Genomic DNA, 20,522 nt, shown 5'->3' on the forward strand with positions numbered 1-20,522 from the left:
CATTTATACGACTCTACAGGCAGAGCAGGCCGAAAGATTTGATCGTACAGAGCAACAGCAGATCCCACAGAGGCACGACACAATATCGACGACATCCAAGGATTAGCCGACGAAAACCTCGGGATTGGTTAACGACGATTCGGACGATCTTGGGCCGCTATCCTAGTATTGCAGTGTCACGTCGAGCTGGTGGTTTCAGTGGTCGTCGAGCTGGTTGAGTCGTCGCTACTGGTTCCATCACTTGATGTCGTAGCCGTGTCTTGCCAGTTCTGGCCGAGGATCACTGCGTCGAAGATATTGATGCGGCCGTCGTTGTTCAGGTCCGCGGCATTGTCATACTCGGAGGACTCCGCTGTCGACCGCCAGCCCTGTCCAACGAGGACGCCGTCCTGGATACCCACTTCGCCGTCACCGGAGGCATCACCAGCAATTCGAATTTCGGTGGAGATGGTGGTTGTCACCGTCTGCCCGGTCTCAGAGACGGCCCGCACTTCGACTGGGACCGGTTCGTAGTCAGACCCGTTCCACGACGACCGACTTGGGATAACGCTGACTGGCTTGACGCAGGAGGACCCATCCGCACACGGTACTTCGACCGGTGAACCTGCGTCACTCCGTTCAATATTTGCTTCAAGCTGCCCGATCTCTGATCCGGATGCGTTGGCCTGTATCCGGATCGGGCTGCCGGCGTAATTCACCGACGAAACAAGGGACGCATTGAGTTCTAACGGCTCACGGATGCTGACCGTCTCGTTCTTAGTCGAGACCGGAATTGTGGTTTGCTCAGGATCAGAGACGGTCGCTGATTCGAATCCAATCGAACTCACAGTCCCAGGATCTGTATTTTCAACCACACGGAACTGCACCTGGACAAGGGTTCCGGATCCATTGATCCCCGTCGACGACTCAAGTCTGGCTATCCCGAAGTCGACTGTCCCAGTTGTGTTGTTAATCGACTGAGCGAACAGTGCTGTATCAGTCCCGTCACGAGCGAGGAAGCCACCACGACTAATGTTCGTCGCTCGCACGACTGATGAATCATACCGGATGATGCCGGATGCTGCATACGCATTCTCGATATCTTCAGCAGTCAGGTTCACCGTAACGGTGTCGCCCGGCGAAAGACCCGTTTCATCGAGATCAACACTCACTGTCGGGCCACTGGGCTCGATCAGCAGCGGTGCTTCTGCGCTATCATCGACGTCGTCAGGAGTCCCTCCCTCCTCGACAGTCACAACCGAATAGTTGCCCACTGGTTCAGTGAGGTTGCTCGTCTGTGCTGTGAGCGTGACGTCCGTTGTTTCACTCACATTGAGCGTCCGTAGGTCACCATCCTGGGCGGTCTCATCGGTGAACTCGCCATCACCGTCGGTATCGATGAGGAGCAAGACTACCTTCTGGGCTTGTTGCTCACCGGTATTGCGGACTGTTACCGTCGTATTGAACGACTCACCCTGCGTTACTGTCCGGCTCTGGAGATTTGTTGGGATGTCGAACTGGCCAACTGTGGAGATGGACAGATCCGTCAGAGACCGATCTGTGAAGTACGGCCGGACCTCGGCGTCGCCGATGACGGCGTCGCCAGACCCGTTGAATTCGCCACTGGGACCATCAGCAGCACCCCAGTAATTGTATCTCGCATCGACTGTTCCGATACCAGAGTTATTGAGTCCAGCACCGCCGTTTCCACTGATGATGTTTTCTCTGAGCAGCAGTTCGCTACCGTTCCCGGAGACGATACGAATGCCATCTGTCGAACTATTGCGGAAGCTACTCTCGAAGACCCCGACTCGTTCAACGGTCCCCGGGGCAGCCACGATACCCAGCCCGGGTCCACGGAACGTCGTCCGCTCGACAAACACGTCAGCTATCGTGTTGCCTGCCGACCGCTGTGGCGAAATGATGAGACCGGGTGCAGAGCCGGTGATCGTATTGTTTGCAATGTAGACTCGCCGAACGTGTCCAGTCGCGTTCGCGGTCTCGTTGAGTGCACCCACGAAGATGCCCTCCTTTGTGAAGGGGCCACTAATGTCGTTATTCTGGATCAGGACCATTTCAGTGGTCGAATCCGTTTGCCCTGCCCAGCCAGTGACACTAATCCCAGCGGCCGCGCCATCGCCGAAGGGCTCTGAAGAGACATTGGTGCTTCCGCGCACCGTGTTGTTGCGGACAGCGACTTCCTGAACTGTCGCTAAGTATACCGCCGAGCCACCAATCGCCTCGAATCGATTATCCGAGATATCGATATTTCGCTGTACACCATCGAAGAGAGTGGCGCCGACGCCGAGGGGATAGAACGAGCCGTTGATATCATGGATATAATTCTCCCTCACGTAGACCTCTTCATGCTGGTCGCGAAGCTCTATTCCAATGTTCGTATAGTTCCTGATCTCGAAGCCAGCAATGGTGGCATTCGTCGCCCCGTCTGCAAGCACGATTGCCTCTCGCCGGGCATCACCACCATCAAGAATCGCACGTGATGGTGTCGCTGACTGGTTCGGCGATGCAGCAACGACTGTCAGTGGTTTCTCGATCCGAACGGTTTCGTTGTAGATACTCGGCTTGACGACGACCGTATCACCGCTGCTAGCGTTCTCGACAGCTGCTTGTATCGTCTCGTAGTCGCTCTGCCCATCGGCGTCAACAGTGTAAACGGTGCCCTCACTGGTCGTGTTGTCCTCAACGATGAGTTGCTCAATTATGACGTGCGTATCTACCTGCAGTTCGAGTGTGTCATCAGCGTCCGAATCTGCCCGGAGTTCGGTGACGGTGGCATTATAGATGCCACCCGTTGCCGGCGCGGTAGCAGTAACCTGTTTCGACACCGTGAGAGTACCGTCAGTAATGTCGTCAGCCCTGTAGTCAACTGTGATGTCATCCTCATTGTCACCCAGTTCGAAGCCTTCTAATTGGATGTCGACTTCGCCCGGCGCTGTGCTGACGTTCTCGATGGTCGCTGTGACTGTATACGTCTGTGTACTGCTCACCTCGACCGTGCGCGGGTCAACTGTCGAGGCAGTCCGATTTACGTCGACCGAGGCGTCCGCATCTGGCGACGACGTCTGCCACGTCAGCACCGGATACGTCCCCTCACGGACATCCCATGTGTCCGTGAAATCAAGGGCCGTCATGTTCGTTCTGGCAGCCTCACCCGTCATTGCACTCGTGGGAAGGCCAACACTGCCAGACCCAGCTAGCGCTGAGGTTGCCTGCCCAGTCGCCCGTTCGTCCCAGTATGCGCCAGTCACGTTGCCGTTGTTGTAGTTGCCACCGACGAGACCGCCAACTACTGAGTCACCGCTGACAACTGGTGTTGCATACGAGTGGGTGACGAGGGCATCCTGATATCGGTTTCCACCAGCGAGACCGCCAACGTACGTCGTACCAGTCACATCACCCGTGACATACGAGATCTGGATTGTCCCTTGGTTATCACCAACCAGGCCACCGACCCAGTCGGTACCACTCACAGTGACATTCCCGGCGGCTTGCTGGACAGTGCCAAGATTTTGTCCGACTACACCACCGGTGTCACTCCCACCGGTCACAGTTGCCTCAGCCGTCGCCTGTCTCAGTGTACCATCATTATCGCCGACAATCCCACCGGCAGATCCTGAGCTATTGACAGCAGCACGGACACCTACCTGCTGGATCGTCCCATCTGCATTGTTTCCAACGATGCCACCGACAGTACCGGCACCAGAGACAGTCCCGGTGACACCCGCTCTCTGAATGATTCCGTTCTCATTGGTTCCAACAAGTCCACCAACGCTGAAATCGCCGGTGACAGATGCGTCGCGAAGGATGATGTTCTCGACCGTTCCATTCTCGACATAGCCAAACAGACCGACGTTACTCGTCCCTGTGCGGGCAATCGTGAGACCAGTGATGGTGTGATTCGCGCCATCAAACGACCCGGTAAACCGCTCAGAATACGACCCAATCGGGTCGAAACCAGTCCCGTTGTGCCACTGAGCGGTATCGGAGGCGTCGATATCACTACCCAGCACGTAGTGGGCGTCGGGAGCCTGCTCAATCGCCTGGAGTTCAGATGCGTTCGTAATAATGTAGGGCTCAGTCGGCGTCCCACTGCCTGCGAGGGAACTCGGCGCAACGGTAACTGGAGATGTCTGCTCCTGGGTCGTCTCTGTCTCTGATACCGTCAGTATCTCCGACCCATACCGCTCAAACGAGGTCCCATAGGGTGCTGGGAGCGTCCCCTCAACAAGGACACTGAACGTCCCACTGGAGACAGCCGCTGCATCAAACGTCCCCACAAACGTGTCCTGCTCAGAGTCATAGGTCAGTTCAACGGTCGTGCTGTCAGACGTCGCGCCCGGGTACTGCGCACTCGCGTTGAAGACCGTCGCTGTCAGCGAGGTGTCTTCTGGGAGCGTACTGCGGTTCACACGGAGTTGAATTGTTCCGGAGGTACTGTTCTGACTGTAGTCTTCGACATATCCGATCACGTATGGCTGAGAGGCGGTCGTATCGAGGACCGTCCCTGTCTCGGCGTCGACGAGGGACACACTCAGGTTTGTCACCCCTCGCGTCGTAACGTCGCCAGACGTGGTCACCGGTGCATCACGCAAACCGTCGGTGACACCCGGGATCCAGAACGCGGCTTGATTGTTGATCCCGCCGGGGACTGGGTTGTTGAGGATAACTCCTTCACTGGTTGTGTTGTTGATTGGGGGCGTTGTTGTAACCGTCCCGCCAGAATCCTCATCAGTAATAACGAATCGATAGCTGGTGCCGTTGGTATACGTCACCGAGCGATTGACCTCAATCGAAGGAACCTGCGAACTGCCAGCCCCATTACTGTGCGTTGCTGAGTCTGGCTCGCGAAGTGTGATATCGATCGGTGTTGTTGCAGTATTGCCAGCGGTCTGGACTGTTGCCCCACTTGGCGTAGCGAACGCCCCACTCGCTGCGATAACTGACAACACCATCAACCCAGAGAGGACCACTGCTCTGCACTTCATGAGTTGCTCACCAATCCAGTGGTTGTTGTCACTGCAGGCATATCGCGACCAGCTGTTGATTGACGCAAGCACTTCCACCTATCCAGCGGCACGGCTGAGATATCTCTTAGTAGCCGTGGCTGGGCAAACGGGTCGATCATCGTCTAAAGTCGCGAGTGAAAGGGATTTAAAATCTTCCCCATCTAACACAATAGTGACGAGTTCTCACTCAAACCTCATATAGCCACCATCGAATTTCCCGTTGTTTAGATGGTAGTTTGGGACTCTCTGTCGAAATTCTAGCGTCACAACAACATTCATAATGTGGTACGGAGATGGTCTATTCAGAGATATTCAAAGCAGTTGAACAATACAGGCGACAAGGCAAATGCCATACCCATCAGTCTGCCCCGAATGTGGGGCACCGGTCGACATAACGCGTCAGTTCCCCGGTGGCATCGATGCACCGGTGACCATCGACTGCACCGATTGCGACTACACTGAAGAGTTCGATGAAGAGCCAGAGAATCCCTGAGAGCGCTCACAGAGATAGCCGCACCAGCCCCGCAGAGAAGATGACGGAAGCAACACAAGTCGTCGAAGCGACATCACGTGAGACACACGTAGCCGACTGTGCCTAACACGCGGTACTATTGTGCGCTGGCGACGGCACGACCAGAAACACCGAATGAACCCCTCCACGGGCTGAATAGACGACGTCGTTCTGTGTGCGCCACTGCGCTAACGCGCTCTGTGACAGCCGTTCGGCAGGCGCCGGGAACAGGTGGATCCCAGCCGTCGCCCACGAGGCTTGCGCGAGCGTCGGACAGGCCGGCGCCGGACCACCACGGCCCCACTCAACAACGGATCGCTGTGAATTGTTCGCACCAGCGGGATACGTATGTGCGGCGACGCGGCCGAGCGGGTCGTCCGTCGCCCACGGACTCGTCGAGTGCTGGGCGGTAAATGACGCCGCCGCAAACTGTGTCTCAGTGGTCACACTCGGTGCGGTCAGCGTATCGAGATGGACAAACGCAACCGGCAGCGTCACAACTGCACTGAGCAGCACGAGCCCTGCGAGGGCAGCAGCAAGCCCCCGGCGCATCGTCTGGCCGCCATCATTCGCGACGCGCTGTTCCTGAGTGCTGGGGACTGACTGTCGGGTATCGGAGTCTGCTTCACCCCCAAATCGGCCGATGAGTACGCCGACGCCGACGGCAGCCAACACGAACACGGCGATGTGAACGAACGTGTGGCCGCGGATCGCCGTATCGAAATACTCTGGCGTGAGCGACGCCGTCAACGAGAAGTACACAACGACGATCGGGGCCAGCAATAGCGCGAGCACAACACTCCCAGAGCCAGTCCGATCCCGACTCACTGCTGGCAGGCCGACGAGTGCCAGCCCGACGGGGACGGCAAACGCGACGATCAAGACACTGAGCCCGGCCGGCGTGGTCTGCATCCCTGGAAAGACGGAGCGGCCAACGTTCACACCAACGAGAACGAACCAGAGGCCAAGCACACCACCGATGGCGAGCCGCTGTAACCGCGCGGCCGTCCGTTGCAGCCAGATCGCGCCGATGACGAGGACGATGAGCCACGCCAGAAACAGGCCGGGATACGACGTCACGCGATCGACATAGGGCACAAACAACCCGGCCTGGGCCGCCAGTTCGTAATACGCCCATACGTAGCCCCAGAACGCACCAACAAGGCCACACCCCAGTCCGATATCGCGTCGTGACGGCAGTCGAGCTAGGGCGATACCGACGACGCCCGTGAGAGTGAGGCCGGCCACAAGCGAGCTGAAGGTGTGCAAGACTGGGAACATCCCGAGCAAGGGGAGCATGACCCCGAGCCAGCGGATGCGTTGATGCCGTCGCTGGAAGAGCCGATGGACAGCGAGCGCAACCAACGGAATCAACAGAAACGCGAGTGCCTCTTCGTCGGTGATCCCGCTTCGGCGGACATACAGGCCGTCGACAGCGACCCCCAAGCCAGCAATTGTGGCAGTCAGGACGGTTCGATTTGTGGGCCACCCATAGTGGTGAGCGACTCGGCGGGCCAGGGCCATCACGGTGAGACAGGAGGCAGCACCAGTAATAGCGACCACGGGCTGAGCGAGCATGAGTGGCTTATCACCCGTGATGAGACCCACTGCGGTCAGCAGCGACGTGAACACAACGCTGTCTGCTCGGAATCGATCGAGTGGGAACGCCCCCGTCCGAATCGTCTCCGACGCAAACGAGACGTATTGGAACCCGTCAAGCGTCGAGGGAAGGGGGCTCCAGTGCAGTGACCAGAGGCGCGCGGCGAGTGCCACTGCAAACACAGTGACCGTGACAAACAGATAGCCTCGCGTACGGCGACCGGAATGCATTGCTAGGGCGTTGAGTGGGGGCGCCTATCAGCGTTTGTATCCGGTGGCTGGAACAGGGGAGGTCTGAGTGAGGCAGGCGTGCCAGCGCAGCGTCACCCGGGCTAGCCCGGTCCCGAGTCCTGATACAGTACTAATAGTGTAACAGATGGGGTGCCAAAAACGAGTCATCTCCGTCACGGGAATCGCATTCAAGGCGATACCTCGGACTGGCTCGACTCGGCTGTGTGTGTAAATCGCTGTGCCGCGTCGATCGCGGTCTCAGCTTCATCACGTGATACCGCTATCGGCGCGTATGCGGCCTTCTCGAAGAGTTTGGCCGTCGTCTCGAGGTCGTGAATCTGTGCGTCGTCGAACTCGTTCTGGCGCGACCACGACACCAACTCCCAGTGGGTTGCGTGCTCCGGGATGTCGTGAGCCGCATTGATCTCGTCGCGCAGTGACGTGAATGCCACCTCTGTCGCCATGTCGTAGTTTCCGTCAGCGATGTAGTCGGTCGCGAGGTCGACGAAGCCGGGTTGGTCCGGGGTGGGCTCATTCGCTTGTGTCTGTGTGCCAGTCGCCGGCTGGGCAGCCGTGTCGTTTGTGGATTCGGTGTCCGACGCGCTCCCAAGGCCAAGCTCTCCTCGGCGGGCAACCAGCACGATACCCATCCCAAGCCCGAGACCGACGATGACGAGCACGCTCACGAGTAGGGGCTGGTCAGCGACGAACGTCGTGATCGCGTCGACCCCACTAGGGCTGGTGTCTGTATCAGGACTGGTCTCTCCGTTGGTTACACCACCACCAGCCGCCGGCACCGTTACCACTGTCGTCGCAGTGGCCGCCCCCAGATTCGTCGCTGGCTGGTCGAATGTGCCAGTCACCGTCACAGCGTCACCTGCGCTGCTGTTCGATGGGACTGCAAGCGTCGTCTGGAAGCTTCCATTCCTGGTTGTGTCGACAACGCGTGTCTGTCCGCCCGCAACCCTGAGGGTGACCGACTGGGCGCGCACGGGCCGGCCTGCAGCTGTTGTCAGCGTCCCCGACACGGCGATGCGTTGGCCGCTCGGTTTTGCCGTAATCGAGAGATTTGTTTGGCGCTGTTCGACAGTGACCGCAGTCGACGTGCCAACACCGGCGATGGCCTGCTCGTCGTAGGGCACCTGAACGGACAGCGTTCGGTTCCCTTCAGCCACGGTCGCTGGTACGCGCACAGTCCGTGCTAGCTGCCCGCTGGCATTGGTTGTCGGGCGGGTGATGACGGTCTCACCAAACGTGATTACGACTGGGATTCCGTCGACGCCGCGCGTGGCCGTCGTCACCGACCCCGTGATCCGGAGCTGGTCACGATAGCCGACGGTCCGCGGTGTAACAGTAGCGTTCACAGTGGGGGTAACCTGCTGAATCGTGACGTCGACAGTGGTGGTGGTTCCGAGATAGAGCGACGTCGCGTTCGGGCGATACCGTACCGTGACCGACTGCTCACCGAGGGGCATGCTCCGAGGTCGGAACGTTGTCGTGAACGCACCAGTGGCATTCGTCCGAATCGTCCGGGAATGGCCGGCCACAGTCAGTCGAATTCGTTCGTTCCGGACTGGCGTGCCGTCGGCCTGTCTCACCGTCCCATGGAGCGTTGTCGGGTCGGCGAATGAGGCCGTCTCTGGCTGTGCACGCACATTGAGAGTTGTCACGACCAGCGATTGGGTCCGGACAGTTGCCTGTGTCGTGACGATTGTGTCGGCCGTCTCGTTGACGTTCTCGCGGGCGGCGGTGAATTCGATCCCGGTCAGGTTCGTGAGCTGGGCGAAATTCGCGTTCAACCGCTGGCGGCGTTCCGAGACATTGGCCGCCGTTCGCTCAAGTTGCTTGGCCAGTCGTCGGGCACGACGGTCGTTATCGGTTGCGCGAGCCTGTTCATATTCGGTATGTAGGCGCTGATAGCGTTGTGTCTGGTTCACCAGCGCGCGCTCGTTCTGCCGTGCTTGCTCGTACTCGGTGGCTGCCTCGTTGTCGGCGCCGTCGTCGGTGTCGCCGGCGACGTCGGCGTACTGGGAGAGTCGCTCTCGATAGTCCTCGCCGAGAAACTGGCGTGCCCGATCGTACTCACTTTGGGAGAGTTCGATCGTCCCGTTTCTGAGTCGGTCAGTGAGGGCGCCTGAAAGCCATTGGGCTGCCTCAGCACTGTATTGGCCTTCCTCGACGGCGTCTGGGTTTTCCTGCTGGGTTTCGTTCGTGGCTGTCGGGGTTGCTGGGGTTGCCTGCTGGGCCGTCGGCGTCGCAGTCGCCGGCGTAACTGCTCCCAGCGGGCTACTACAGAGCAGGAGAACGGCAGCACAGACCCATAGACCCCGTATCACAATTCGCACCTAGCTCTGTGCTGTATAAAAAGGTGTGGAGTCAGTTTTCAGCTGTGATTTTCACCCCTGATTCGAGCAGGTCACGTTGTCGCTCACGAGCTGTGGGGATGCTGGTTCTGTCGCATAATCGTCGGTTTTTTGCTCACGCTCGCTAACTGACCGCTAATGGCTGTTGAATCGAGGTGGCAATTGCTCCTGCCAAAGCAGGTCCGTGAGTTGCCGGCCGATCTCGCGGCGATCGTGCTCTTGGTGGTGCTGACGAACCTCTCCGTCCTGCTCCCCGTCATCTCCGAGACCCCACTCCGGGTCGTCTTTGGCCTTGCATTCGTGCTCTTCATTCCCGGCTATGCGTTCATCGCGGCGCTCTTTCCGGAGGCTGGGGCTGGCCCCGCCAGCGCTACTGACGACTCGCCGGTGGGCAGTTCACGTGATGAGTCGGGGGCGGCAGGTGGGCGAGCCACTGATGGAGGTGCGCTCGAGGATCGCGGTATCGATGGCATCGAACGCACTGCGCTATCGTTCGGGCTCAGTATCGCCATCGTCCCGCTGGTGGGGCTGGTGCTGAACTTCACGCCGTTCGGCATCCGGCTCGTCCCGATCCTCGTCAGTATTAGTTTGCTGACCCTCGTGTTCGTTGCCGTGGGCGCAACCCGGCGGTGGCAACTCCCACCCGAGGAACGGTTCCAGGTCCCGTATCGGGCGTGGATTACCGCTGGGAAGCAAGAGTTGCTGGCGCCGCCATCGCGGACTGACGCTGCGCTGAACGTGGTGTTAGTACTGAGCATCCTGCTTGCGCTGGGGAGTGTCGGCTTCGCTGTGGCTGTCCCCCAGCAAGGCGAGCAGTTCACGGAGTTTTACCTGTTGACAGAGAACGAGACCGGCGACCTCGTGGCGGATGACTATCCAACCGAGTTCGAGCGTGGTGAGAGTCGAGAGTTGGTGGTGGGCATCGGCAATCAGGAGTACGAACGGACGAACTATACCGTGATTGTCGAACTCCAACGGGTCGACATCGTTGGGAACGAAACACGGGTCCGAGAGACAAGCGAACTACGTAGGTTCCAGCCGACGGTTGCGCATAATGCGACCTGGCACCAGCAGCATACGGTGACGCCACAGCTGACTGGCGATCGTTTGCGACTGCAGTATCTCCTGTACAAGGGTGCGCCGTCGACGCCGCTGAACCGGTCACAGGCGTATCGGGAATTACATCTGTGGGTCAACGTCACAGAGCAGTAAGCCTGCTTAGCAATAGTGGCGCAGTCCGTGCCAAGTAGAGTCCAACATAGATTCACATAGCTTGTCAGAAAGGGTGGGTTATTTATCAGAGTAGTATAATCTATCTGCCAATGGGGAGGTACCCACGAAGCGTTCGCAGTACCACCGTCAAATGTGTGGACTGCAACGCACCGGCGACCGAAACGATCGAAGGCGCATACGTCTGTGTCGAGTGTGGGCAGCCTGCGATCCAGGCACACAGTGCAGACACCTGAGTGAGGCCCATCCACGAGACCAGTCGTATGTACTGAGAAACCAACATGAGCGGAACAGCGTGGCGCGATGCGATCAGGCAGTGCTAGCAAAGCGAATGTAATTCGGGTCGACCAATGAGATCTACTACAAAGCCATCTACTTGGGGCGCACCACAGCGGTGGCTCTCCAGGTTCAGACAGCAACACAGAGAATATGAGTGAGGCAACGAACCAGTCACACGGAACGCAGGACGTCTCGATTCCCGACCATGACGACGCAGAATGGCTCTGCGATGCAGAGAGTGAGATTCAGCCTGTCGTTAGCGTCGTCATGCCGACGCTCAACGAAGAATCGGGAATCGCAGAGTGTATCGAGCGCGTCAAAACGGCGCTGGCGGAATTGAAGATTCCTGGCGAGGTCATCATCAGCGATAGCTCAACCGACCGGACGCCAGAGATCGCGCGCTCGATGGGCGCGATCGTCGTCGAACCAGACGGAAAGGGGTACGGGTACGCCTACCGCTATGGGTTCGATCACGTCCGTGGGGACTACATCGTCATGGGCGATGCTGATACGACGTATGATTTCGAGTCCATTCCACGGCTGCTCGAACCGGTTCGCGATGGCTCCGCCGATATCTGCATGGGGAGTCGGCTCGAGGGTGAGATTCGCGATGGCTCGATGCCGACACTGCATCAGTACATCGGGAATCCACTGTTGACGAAGTTCCTCAACGCGTTCTACGACGCCGGCGTCAGCGACGCCCACAGTGGCTTCCGCGTGTTCACTCGGGACGCGCTGGAGGAACTCCAGCTAGAGACCGACGGCATGGAGTTTGCCAGCGAGATGATTATGGACGCCGGCGCCAGAGACCTCGAAATCGAGGAGGTGCCGATCATCTATCACGAGCGAGAAGGTGAAGAGACGCTCGATAGTTTCCGCGATGGCTGGCGTCACGTTCGGTTCATGCTCGTGAACGCGCCTGGCAATCTGTTCTCAATTCCCGGCATTGGCCTGGGACTCCTCGGGCTGCTCGTAATGAGCATTGCCTATACCGGTGTGTCAGTCGGCGGTGTGGGACTCGGTCCGCATTCGATGATCGCCGGGAGTCTGTTGGTACTTGTCGGTTTCCAGGTATTGTGCATGGGTGTCTTTGCGACGGTCACTGCGGATCCGATCCGCCGGCCGACAGACCCGATCACGACATGGTTGACGCGAACACTTCGCTTGGATCGTGGGGTGACGGCTGGACTCACGCTGTTCGGTGTCGGTGCCGTCTACGCCGGGTTGTTAGCGTGGCAGTGGATTGCGAGTGGCTTTACGCAGCTTCCATTAGTGATGGCCGACATCGCTGCCTTTAGCGCGATCGTGCTGGGACTCCAGACTGTCTTCAATTCGTTCTTCATGAGTGCTGTCGCGTCGCAACGGAGTTGACGTAGCGAGCCGAAAGCTAACTCTACATGCAGGTGAAGCACCCTCTGTAGCACGGTGAAGAATGTTGTGGCGGCTTATCCGCCACACTGATGAAGAGCGGTAGTCCTGTATGTATAGTTATAAGTTGGGAGTGAAAATATTTACCAGTCTCCACACCGAGAGATACAGGTACTACACTATAACTTGATATATCATGTTAGATCTAACCAAAACCGGCATCGACGGTCTCGATGCCATCCTCAACGGCGGTCTCGTGACGAACTCGACGACACTTATCAGCGGCAACCCCGGTACTGGGAAGTCCATCCTCTGTCTGCAGTATCTCTACAACGGCGTCGAACAGTTCGACGAGAAGGGTATCTATCTCTCTTTCGAGGAGAACGAGGCAGATCTACAGCAGGCCGCCGAGTCGCTTGGTTTCGATACGTGGCCTGAATTCGTCGAAAACGGCGACATCAAGGTGTACGACAAGCAGGAACTCCTGCAGGAGAGTGACTTCTACTCGTCGCTCGACTGCCTCTTCGACGATATCGAAGCTGAAGAGTACGATCGATTAGTACTGGATTCGCTGGCGATGTTCAAATTGTTCTTCGAGGACGAACAAGAGACACGGACTTATCTCCTGAAGTTCACTGACATCCTCGGCGAGAACGGGCTGACGTCGCTCCTGACGAACGAGCAGGGGGCGCTCTTCCCCGACACGGACATCGGACTGGAGAACTACCTCACCGACGGGAACATCTATCTCATCCAGATGCCGACCGACACCGGCGTCAACCGCTACGTCTGGGTGTCGAAGATGCGCAAGCAGAACATCGAGACCGATATCTACCCGATAGAGATCGACCACGATGGCCTCAGGGTCCACGAAAACGGTGCTGCTTTCTCGATGTTAGGAGACGATGAGTTCCCGATTTAGGTGAGCAGGAGTTGACTGGCATGCCACTGCTTCATCGCGGACGCCCCGAGTCGCCGTCTCTGGACCTGTGGGGCTGCAGGCTGGTCGGTCAAGACGTCCAGCCCTCGAGTGGCAGTCTTCACGATCCAGTTGACCAAGCAGAGGCCGATATCGGACACGTGGTCCACCTGTGTCTTGTACCTCTGCTGGATCGCGTGCTGGTCCCGAGCCAGATTACGAGTTCAGGGCCATGGAACTCACGGGTTGCAGTAGCCGGGCGGGGTGGTGAGATCGTGAGCGACGCCGTCGCCGGATCACGCTCTTAGAGCAGAAGCTAGGGCCCGTCGTGGACAGCGACGTCGACGTGTCCTCGGCAAACACGCCGACGCCACACGGCCCAGACACAATGAGAATCGCATCCCCATTGTCGCACTGCAGCTGGCCGGTCGCTCGGACAATAAACGACTAGTGGGTGTCAGCCACCCCAGTGAGATCGAGCCGGTGTCCTGCTACCTGTTTGAGCAACACCCCCTCGAAAAAACGGTTGGTGTGCTACGCGTCTGGACCGGTGTCCTGGCTGAGGGTCGCAGAGTTGTCGCTTTCCGCGGACTGATAGACGACACGGATCGTGTAGCTATCGCTTTGGACTCGGACTTGGGCCGTATTACCAGCAGTTACCTGTGAACCCGTGGTGTCCCCGGCCCAACTCCCATCGCTGTTCAATTGAGGATTTGAACTATTCACATCGCCCCGAACGTACAGTTCTGACGGGGCGATTGCATCCCCACCGTCGTGCGTAACCGCGACCACATTGTTCGTCCCGCTCGAGTTGTACTCGAACGAGAAACTCGCCTGTGGCGTCGTCTGCGTCTGTGCTCCCAGCCCCAAGACGAACGATGCAATCACAGCCGCGAGAATGACGGTAATCGCGACCATGAGGATGACGCCAATGACTGGCGACACCGCATCGTCGTCGTTGATCAGGTCTCTAACTCGCATGGTCCATTTGTTGGAACGTTGAAGGGTATCATAAAGGGTGTTTACCGTTTGCGCGATAGCCGGTTTTTAGTTGGTGTCTGCGAGTGCTACCTTTCGTTATCAGTGTCATTTTCAGCCAAGAGAACCGGGTATACGCCCTCTGTGCCGGCCGTAGTCACTCGCTACCGATCCCGACAGTCAGTGACGACCCACCACTGCAGCCAGTCTCTTTCCCATCCTATCGCCGAGTTCGGTCTACCGGTGGAAAGACGCCTTCGAAGCTGACGGTGACGCTGGGCTCACCGCAAAGTCAGTCAAAGGCGGTCCTTCGACAAAGCTCGCCGAAGAGCAGTTCCCGGCGCTTGCGGACCTCCTACTGGAAGGGCCGCAAGCGAACGGTTTTGAGACGGATCTCTGGACGCTCAAACGCATCGCTGCAGTGATCGAACACGAGTTCGGTGTCTCTGTCGGTCAAACAACTGTCTGGCGATATCTGAAAAAGATGCTGTGTTGAATAGCGGATCTGGCGTGGTCGGTCGGAGTTTGAGGCGGCTTGTGAGCGAGTGGTGAGAGTGATCTCAAAATCAGGGTCGCTCCACCCCGACTCAGAGGCCGCTATTCAACACGGCAGAAAAAGATGGGCTGGAGCTGCCAGAAACCTGAGCGTCGTGCTCGCGAGCGCGATGCGGAAGCTGTTCGTCGCTGGGAACACGAGACGTTCCAGCACTTGAAAAAAGCGCGACTGAACGATCTTGTGCTGGTGTTTCTTGACGAGAGTGCGGTCCAGCTGCAGTCAACGGTTCGGCGAACATGGGCACCGCGTGGTCAAACACCGGTCCACCGGAATTCGGGTAGTTGGAAGAGTGTACGCGCGATTGCAGCCTTGACGGTCGCGCCGAAAGAGTGGTCAGCGTAACTTCTGAATGTTCGGGAGGAATTTCTCGATCCAGCGATTTGCAAATCCAAGACGGTTCGGCAGGTCTAGAAAGGTGTTAGTAACGAACTGCTCGAAGTGGTCTTCGCCTTGGAAGATTTCTGGCGAAATCTTCCGTTTGAGGGTCTTCCAAAGCGGTTCGATGGCATTGAACATCGGCGAGTACGGCGGGAGGAAGACGAACTCGATGCCGAGTTCGTCGGCCCGTTGTTGGGTAAGATTCGCATGATGCCCGCCATCGTTGTCGTCGATGAGCAGAATCCGCCCGACCGGATTCTGCTCGCGGATCGCCTCTAATGCCGCACAGATGCTCTCCTTGGTCGTTCGCTCTCGGAAAATGAGCGTGCTCTGGCCGAGAAGTGCGTAGAAGCCAATCGTTTTCCAGGGAACCGTGACCAGTGGTTTCTCTATTTCCACGGTGCGGTCGTACGACCACACCCGTTGGGAGTTCTCGAACGGTTGCGGCCAGGATGCGTCGAAGAAGCCGAGAACAAGTGGCTCATCACCAGTATCTTTCGTGAGCGCCTCTCCCAGGCGCTCACGAAAATCCTCTTCAGCATCCGGTGATTGTCGCGGGTCCATCGGTCGCGGTTTTGCGTACTGCATTCCATCAGCACGGAGAATTCGAGCGAGGTGGGCTCGATCGTATGTAACGCCGTAGCGGTCCCAGAGAAGATCGTCGATCTCTTGTGGTGTCCACGGTTGGCCGTCTTCAAGGAGCGCAAAGAACTCCTCAAACTGTTCGGGAGAGAGCTTCGCGGGGCGGCCGCCCGCGAAGCTCGGTCGAAGTCCATCGACTCCACCTTCGTTCCAGGCTTTGAGCCAGCGTCCACCGGTTGGTTGGGACGCACCGACACGTCGTGCAGCCATTTCGTCGGTATCGCCGAGAGAGACGTTCTTGATGAAGCAGAGTCGTCGGACGAGACGGGTCTCGTCCGCCTTCTGGGCTTCATTGATCGCTTCATCAAGCTGGTGTTCCGACAGATGCTTCACCATTTCAGTCCGACGAGCTGTCTTCATCAGAATCTATACGCACTCTGTAGATTCAAACATAGCGTCGACCACTCAATCGGCGCGACCGCCCTGGACTATTGGATCTCTGAGAAAAGCGTTGATAGCGAGAAGATGGCGTACTTGCTGCGTGATCTCTTCGACAAACGCGGACAAGATTGCATCTGGGACAATTATCCGGCGCACAAACCAACTGCGAGGATGATGGCAACGTCTGGATGACCGATGGCCCCCACGGTCGCCATCGATATCCAGTTCCTCCCGACATATGCGCCAGACTTCAATCCAGTCGAACAGATCTAGAAATCAGTGAAATACGACGATCTGGCGAACTACGTGCCCACCGATCTCGCCGCTCTCAAACCACGACTCGAACAATCACTACGAGTAGTACAAATTCGTCTAGAAATTCCCCAATCATTTGCCATATTTGCTGTCTTCGAACTCGATAAGTCGTATTAGACATGAAAATACTAACCTTTGTTGGTTAATTCAGCTCTGCTCGAATGCTGAGGCGGATCTGGTTACCGGAGCCAAGGACAGTATATCTGTATAGAGTTGGATCCTCCTCCGCCTGAAGGCAGAGGAATCCCGAGCGTTGGGATATTACGGTTTGCAGTCTCCCTGCTCTCTCGGTGTGAACTGTCCGCTCTCGCGGTCGAACAGGAAGACTCCAGGCTGTGCCAACCACCCGTTACTCATATCCCCCGTCGGGGGACTCTGAGTTATACAGAATCGAGGAGAATACCCGCGCCTTTACAGTAGTTGCCGATTCAAATTGTAGAGAGCTCGCTGAAGCATAACGAGATCACTGAAACCCGGGCTTGCGTCGGTTATTCGAGCAGTGATTTGCATAGGCAGGGACCGGCGAGATGGACGGTTCACCGTGACAGAGAGTCTTGCCAGTACGGAGGGGCGTGCTGACCCGGGCGCCAGCCCGGGTCTGCCGCCCCGACAGCGCTTATCCGTACGTCACCGGCCCGAGGAAGAACCGAAACGTCGCCGTTGACACCGCTGGGCGAGTTTTCACCCGCCGTTGCTCAGAGAGCAGGAGACACACCACGATCCAGAGATTGTACAGCGCCACAGCGAACAGAAAGTAGAACAACCGCACCGCAAACACCGGTGACGTCGTCCGAGGCAGGAACTCACCGATCTTCCGGTAGGACGTTTCTATGCCCCACCGACGCCGATACGCTTGCGCGAGTGGGACCGCTTCATCCACCGCCTTCGGCCGATTCGTGATCAGACATAGCGAGTCGTCGTCCCGCGAGTGGTGCGGGACGACGACGAGCGTCACCGGGACACGCATCGTCGGTGAACTCTTCTTCACTAATGCGTAGTCAGTGACGAACACACTCTCATCATGGTCGGATAGGACGCGCTTGATCCCTGGCGTTTTGGGTGCACGCATGACGAACTCCACACCGAGATCGACGAGTTCGTCGACTAACTCTACCCGATACAATCCACGATCACAGTAGATACGGGTGATCGAGACGGCCTGGCGCGCCGTCTCGATCACCTCGCGAATCGCCTCAATCAGAGACGGTGTGTCGGTCCGAGCGACGTGCTCGGACGCGAGCGTGAACCGCACTGCCGGTGAGACTATGCACAGTGTCACAAAGATGTAGGCGAGATCGGTCCCTCGATCAGGGTTGATTCGCGACACCATCGGTGTCTGCTTCGAGCCGTAGTAGAGCCACTCGTGGAGATCTACCGCGACTTCGACGGTTGTCGGAAAGCGACGAGCCCTGTGTGTCTGCGTGATGAACTGCTCGCGGACGCCATCGAACTGAGCGTCGATGGCGTCCGCGTCTATCTGACCGAGATTGTACAGGAGTGATTTTGCCAGCGGACTCCGATCTTCAAGGTCGAGATCGTCACCTCTCGTCAGTTGGAGGTGCCTGGCACTGGTGTTTGTGAACTCTCGTTCGAAGGCACTCCGAGTAAGGACTCTGGCGAAGTCCTCACTCGGATAGGTACCGTTGACCTTCGCTCCGAAGTCCATGGACGGATAGAGAAGCGATCCTGCGGCACGACAGAGCTGCCGTGCCTCGGTGGTAGCGACCATACTCCTCGTACGGTGTCACCGAAGAAATCCGACTCTCAGCTACTTCGGCAACTACTGTTTAGGCGCGGGATGAATCCGACAACTCCTCCACACCCCACCGTCGATGGCATGGCTGGATATTCCACCGTTCTCAAACCGAACCTTTACAAGAGATGCGAGTATAAGTGATTATACAGGCGTTCAGTATGCTGGAAGTCCACCGCACCCACCGAGCGAAAATCCTCAACCACGGACAGGTAGAGGACTCGCTTGACCGGCACGGGTGGTCGGCCAGCAAACTCTGGAACGTCGCCAACTACCACTCCCGCCAAGTGTGGGAGGACACGGGTGAGATTCCTGACCACGGCGACCTCAAAGACGAGTTGAAAGGTCACTCAAAGTACACGGGATTGCATTCGCAGTCCAGTCAGCGCGTTCTGGAGGAACTCGCTGAAGCCTTCAACTCGTGGTACAGCAAACGCACGTCCGATGACCGTGCGAATCCGCCCGGCTACCGCAAGAAAAACTACTACGACGACGCTGGAAACCGCGTTCACGAGGAACACCCACGTTCCACCGTGACGTGGAAACAGAACGGCATCAAACACGACACAAAGAACAACCGTGTCCGACTCTCAAAGGGCGCAAATCACAAGGAACACCCGAAAGCGTGGGAGTACATCCTTGTCGAGTACGAAACGCGCCCCGGTGTCACCGTCGAGAACCTGCAACAAGTCAGAGCCGTCTACGACAAAGCAAAGAGGCGCTGGGAACTTCACCTCGTCTGCAAGGACGAAGTTGAGACACCCACTGCTCCCGGCAACGAGACGGCTGGTGTTGACCTCGGTATCTGTAACTTCGCCGCTGTTGCGTACAGTACGGAGGAAGCCGACTTGTACCCCGGCAATCGCCTGAAGCAAGACGGGTACTACTTCCCGAAGGAAATCGCCAAGTGCGACGACTCGGGTGGTGAGCGGGCCACTCGGTTGCACAAGAAGTGGTCGGAGCGCCGCACCCACTTCTTCCACTCCTTAGCGAAACACATCGTTGAACGGTGTGTTGAGGAGGAAGTTGGCCGTATTAACGTCGGGAAGCTCGCTGGTGTCCGTGAAGACGACAACGGTGAGTCAAAGAACTGGGGGAAGCACGGCAACCTTGACCTGCACGGGTGGGCCTTCGACCGCTTCACCAACATCCTCGAATACAAAGCCAAGGTCAAGGGCATCGAAGTCGTAGAAGTTTCAGAGCGCGACACGAGCAAGACGTGTTGCGTCTGCGGTAGGGAAGACGATAATCAGCGTGTCGAACGCGGCTTGTATGTCTGCGAGACGTGTGATGCGGCGTTCAACGCTGACGTGAACGGGGCGGAAAACATCCGTCTCGACTTGAACCAAAGTAACTCCGAGTCTGCACCCAATTTGGGCGAGGATAGGAGTACCGGCTGGTTGGCACAGCCCGGAGTCTACCTTCATGACCTCTCCCGAGGATTCCAACCTCGGACAGAGGTGGTAGACTGCAAACCCTAATATCCCAACCCAGCGGTGCGGTGCCGTGGGATTCCTCCGCGTTCACGCGGAGGAGGATGTCAACTTTCGGCGGATATTCACCGCACCGTTCACGTCCGCGTTCATAGTCATTCCGCACTTCGCCGGGATGCCGTTTGCGTACACGAAAATCGACGGCGTCTACGTCTGGACCCACGGCGGCTATCAGATCGCCCGCGGCCACGACGACTATCCGATCCTCATCCAAGTTGCTGACCGGGATGTCGAACAGTGGACGGCGTTCTTTGATGAGTTCGGGATTCCGAGTCGGATCGAAGAGCGGCCAGATGCGACCGACTACGACGCGACAGTCTCGTACGTGTTGTTCCCGACGAGTGGGGGGGATCACTCGCGAGTGGGTCGACGGCAATCCGGTCGTTCCGTTGGACGATGCAATCGAGCACATGTTGGAGTACCGGATGAACTACGACCCGGCGTTGAAGACGATCGCCGACAAGTACGACCGCAATATCGGTGCGTCCCACGAGGATCCACATCTCAATGCATGGGCCTC

Annotated in this window: 11 protein-coding genes and 3 pseudogenes; 7 read left to right on the forward strand and 7 right to left on the reverse strand. The window is 57.8% G+C overall.

Annotated features, from left to right (window positions below):
* Positions 1-176: 176 nt before the first annotated feature.
* The 4 genes and pseudogenes from Hhyl6_RS21975 to Hhyl6_RS21990 all read right to left on the reverse strand — a co-directional run bounded on the left by Hhyl6_RS21975 (position 177) and on the right by Hhyl6_RS21990 (position 9,683).
* Positions 177-4,772, reverse strand: a complete 4,596-nt coding sequence (locus tag Hhyl6_RS21975) for a cohesin domain-containing protein (protein ID WP_483741468.1) — start codon at positions 4,770-4,772, stop codon at positions 177-179.
* Between the two features lie 147 nt (positions 4,773-4,919).
* Positions 4,920-4,985: pseudogene (locus tag Hhyl6_RS21980) on the reverse strand (surface glycoprotein); the annotation flags it as partial.
* A gap of 616 nt (positions 4,986-5,601) precedes the next feature.
* On the reverse strand, positions 5,602-7,347 hold the full coding sequence (locus Hhyl6_RS21985; RefSeq protein WP_483741381.1) for a sodium:phosphate symporter: 1,746 nt from the start codon (positions 7,345-7,347) through the stop codon (positions 5,602-5,604).
* A 188-nt stretch (positions 7,348-7,535) separates the two neighbouring features.
* Positions 7,536-9,683 (reverse strand): carboxypeptidase-like regulatory domain-containing protein, encoded by a 2,148-nt coding sequence (locus Hhyl6_RS21990; RefSeq protein WP_483741382.1) that lies wholly within the window; start codon positions 9,681-9,683, stop codon positions 7,536-7,538.
* Between the two features lie 165 nt (positions 9,684-9,848).
* On the opposite strand from Hhyl6_RS21990, the gene Hhyl6_RS21995 reads away from it, so the two are divergent.
* The 3 genes from Hhyl6_RS21995 to Hhyl6_RS22005 all read left to right on the forward strand — a co-directional run bounded on the left by Hhyl6_RS21995 (position 9,849) and on the right by Hhyl6_RS22005 (position 13,509).
* Positions 9,849-10,922 (forward strand): DUF1616 domain-containing protein, encoded by a 1,074-nt coding sequence (locus tag Hhyl6_RS21995; RefSeq protein ID WP_483741383.1) that lies wholly within the window; start codon positions 9,849-9,851, stop codon positions 10,920-10,922.
* A gap of 447 nt (positions 10,923-11,369) precedes the next feature.
* Positions 11,370-12,590, forward strand: a complete 1,221-nt coding sequence (locus Hhyl6_RS22000; RefSeq protein WP_483741384.1) for a glycosyltransferase family 2 protein — start codon at positions 11,370-11,372, stop codon at positions 12,588-12,590.
* Between the two features lie 193 nt (positions 12,591-12,783).
* The gene (locus Hhyl6_RS22005) at positions 12,784-13,509 is read left to right on the forward strand and encodes an RAD55 family ATPase (protein WP_483741385.1); all 726 of its coding nucleotides are present in this window, start codon (positions 12,784-12,786) and stop codon (positions 13,507-13,509) included.
* Positions 13,510-14,040: 531 nt separating this feature from the next.
* Here Hhyl6_RS22005 and Hhyl6_RS22010 read toward each other — a convergent pair.
* Positions 14,041-14,487 carry a type IV pilin domain-containing protein gene (locus Hhyl6_RS22010; RefSeq protein ID WP_483741386.1) on the reverse strand — a complete coding sequence of 149 codons (447 nt, stop codon included), beginning with the start codon at positions 14,485-14,487 and terminating at the stop codon, positions 14,041-14,043.
* A gap of 208 nt (positions 14,488-14,695) precedes the next feature.
* Between Hhyl6_RS22010 and Hhyl6_RS22015 the strand changes: the two are divergent.
* Both Hhyl6_RS22015 and Hhyl6_RS22020 read left to right on the forward strand, forming a co-directional pair.
* A pseudogene (locus Hhyl6_RS22015) lies at positions 14,696-14,980 on the forward strand (helix-turn-helix domain-containing protein); the annotation flags it as partial.
* Between the two features lie 123 nt (positions 14,981-15,103).
* The gene (locus Hhyl6_RS22020) at positions 15,104-15,382 is read left to right on the forward strand and encodes a transposase (protein ID WP_483741387.1); all 279 of its coding nucleotides are present in this window, start codon (positions 15,104-15,106) and stop codon (positions 15,380-15,382) included.
* Here the strand turns inward: Hhyl6_RS22020 and Hhyl6_RS22025 are convergent.
* Positions 15,374-16,420 (reverse strand): IS630 family transposase, encoded by a 1,047-nt coding sequence (locus Hhyl6_RS22025; RefSeq protein ID WP_483741388.1) that lies wholly within the window; start codon positions 16,418-16,420, stop codon positions 15,374-15,376. The two genes, Hhyl6_RS22020 and Hhyl6_RS22025, sit on opposite strands and share 9 nt — an antisense overlap.
* 952 nt (positions 16,421-17,372) lie before the next feature.
* On the reverse strand, positions 17,373-18,485 hold the full coding sequence (locus Hhyl6_RS22030) for a transposase (protein ID WP_483741389.1): 1,113 nt from the start codon (positions 18,483-18,485) through the stop codon (positions 17,373-17,375).
* Positions 18,486-18,670: 185 nt separating this feature from the next.
* Between Hhyl6_RS22030 and Hhyl6_RS22035 the strand changes: the two genes are divergently transcribed.
* Positions 18,671-19,990 (forward strand): RNA-guided endonuclease InsQ/TnpB family protein, encoded by a 1,320-nt coding sequence (locus tag Hhyl6_RS22035; protein ID WP_483741390.1) that lies wholly within the window; start codon positions 18,671-18,673, stop codon positions 19,988-19,990.
* Positions 19,991-20,096: 106 nt separating this feature from the next.
* Positions 20,097-20,514: pseudogene (locus Hhyl6_RS22040) on the forward strand (helix-turn-helix domain-containing protein); the annotation flags it as partial.
* Between the last annotated feature and the right edge of the window lie 8 nt (positions 20,515-20,522).

Source organism: Haloarcula sp. H-hyl6, from assembly GCF_056934455.1.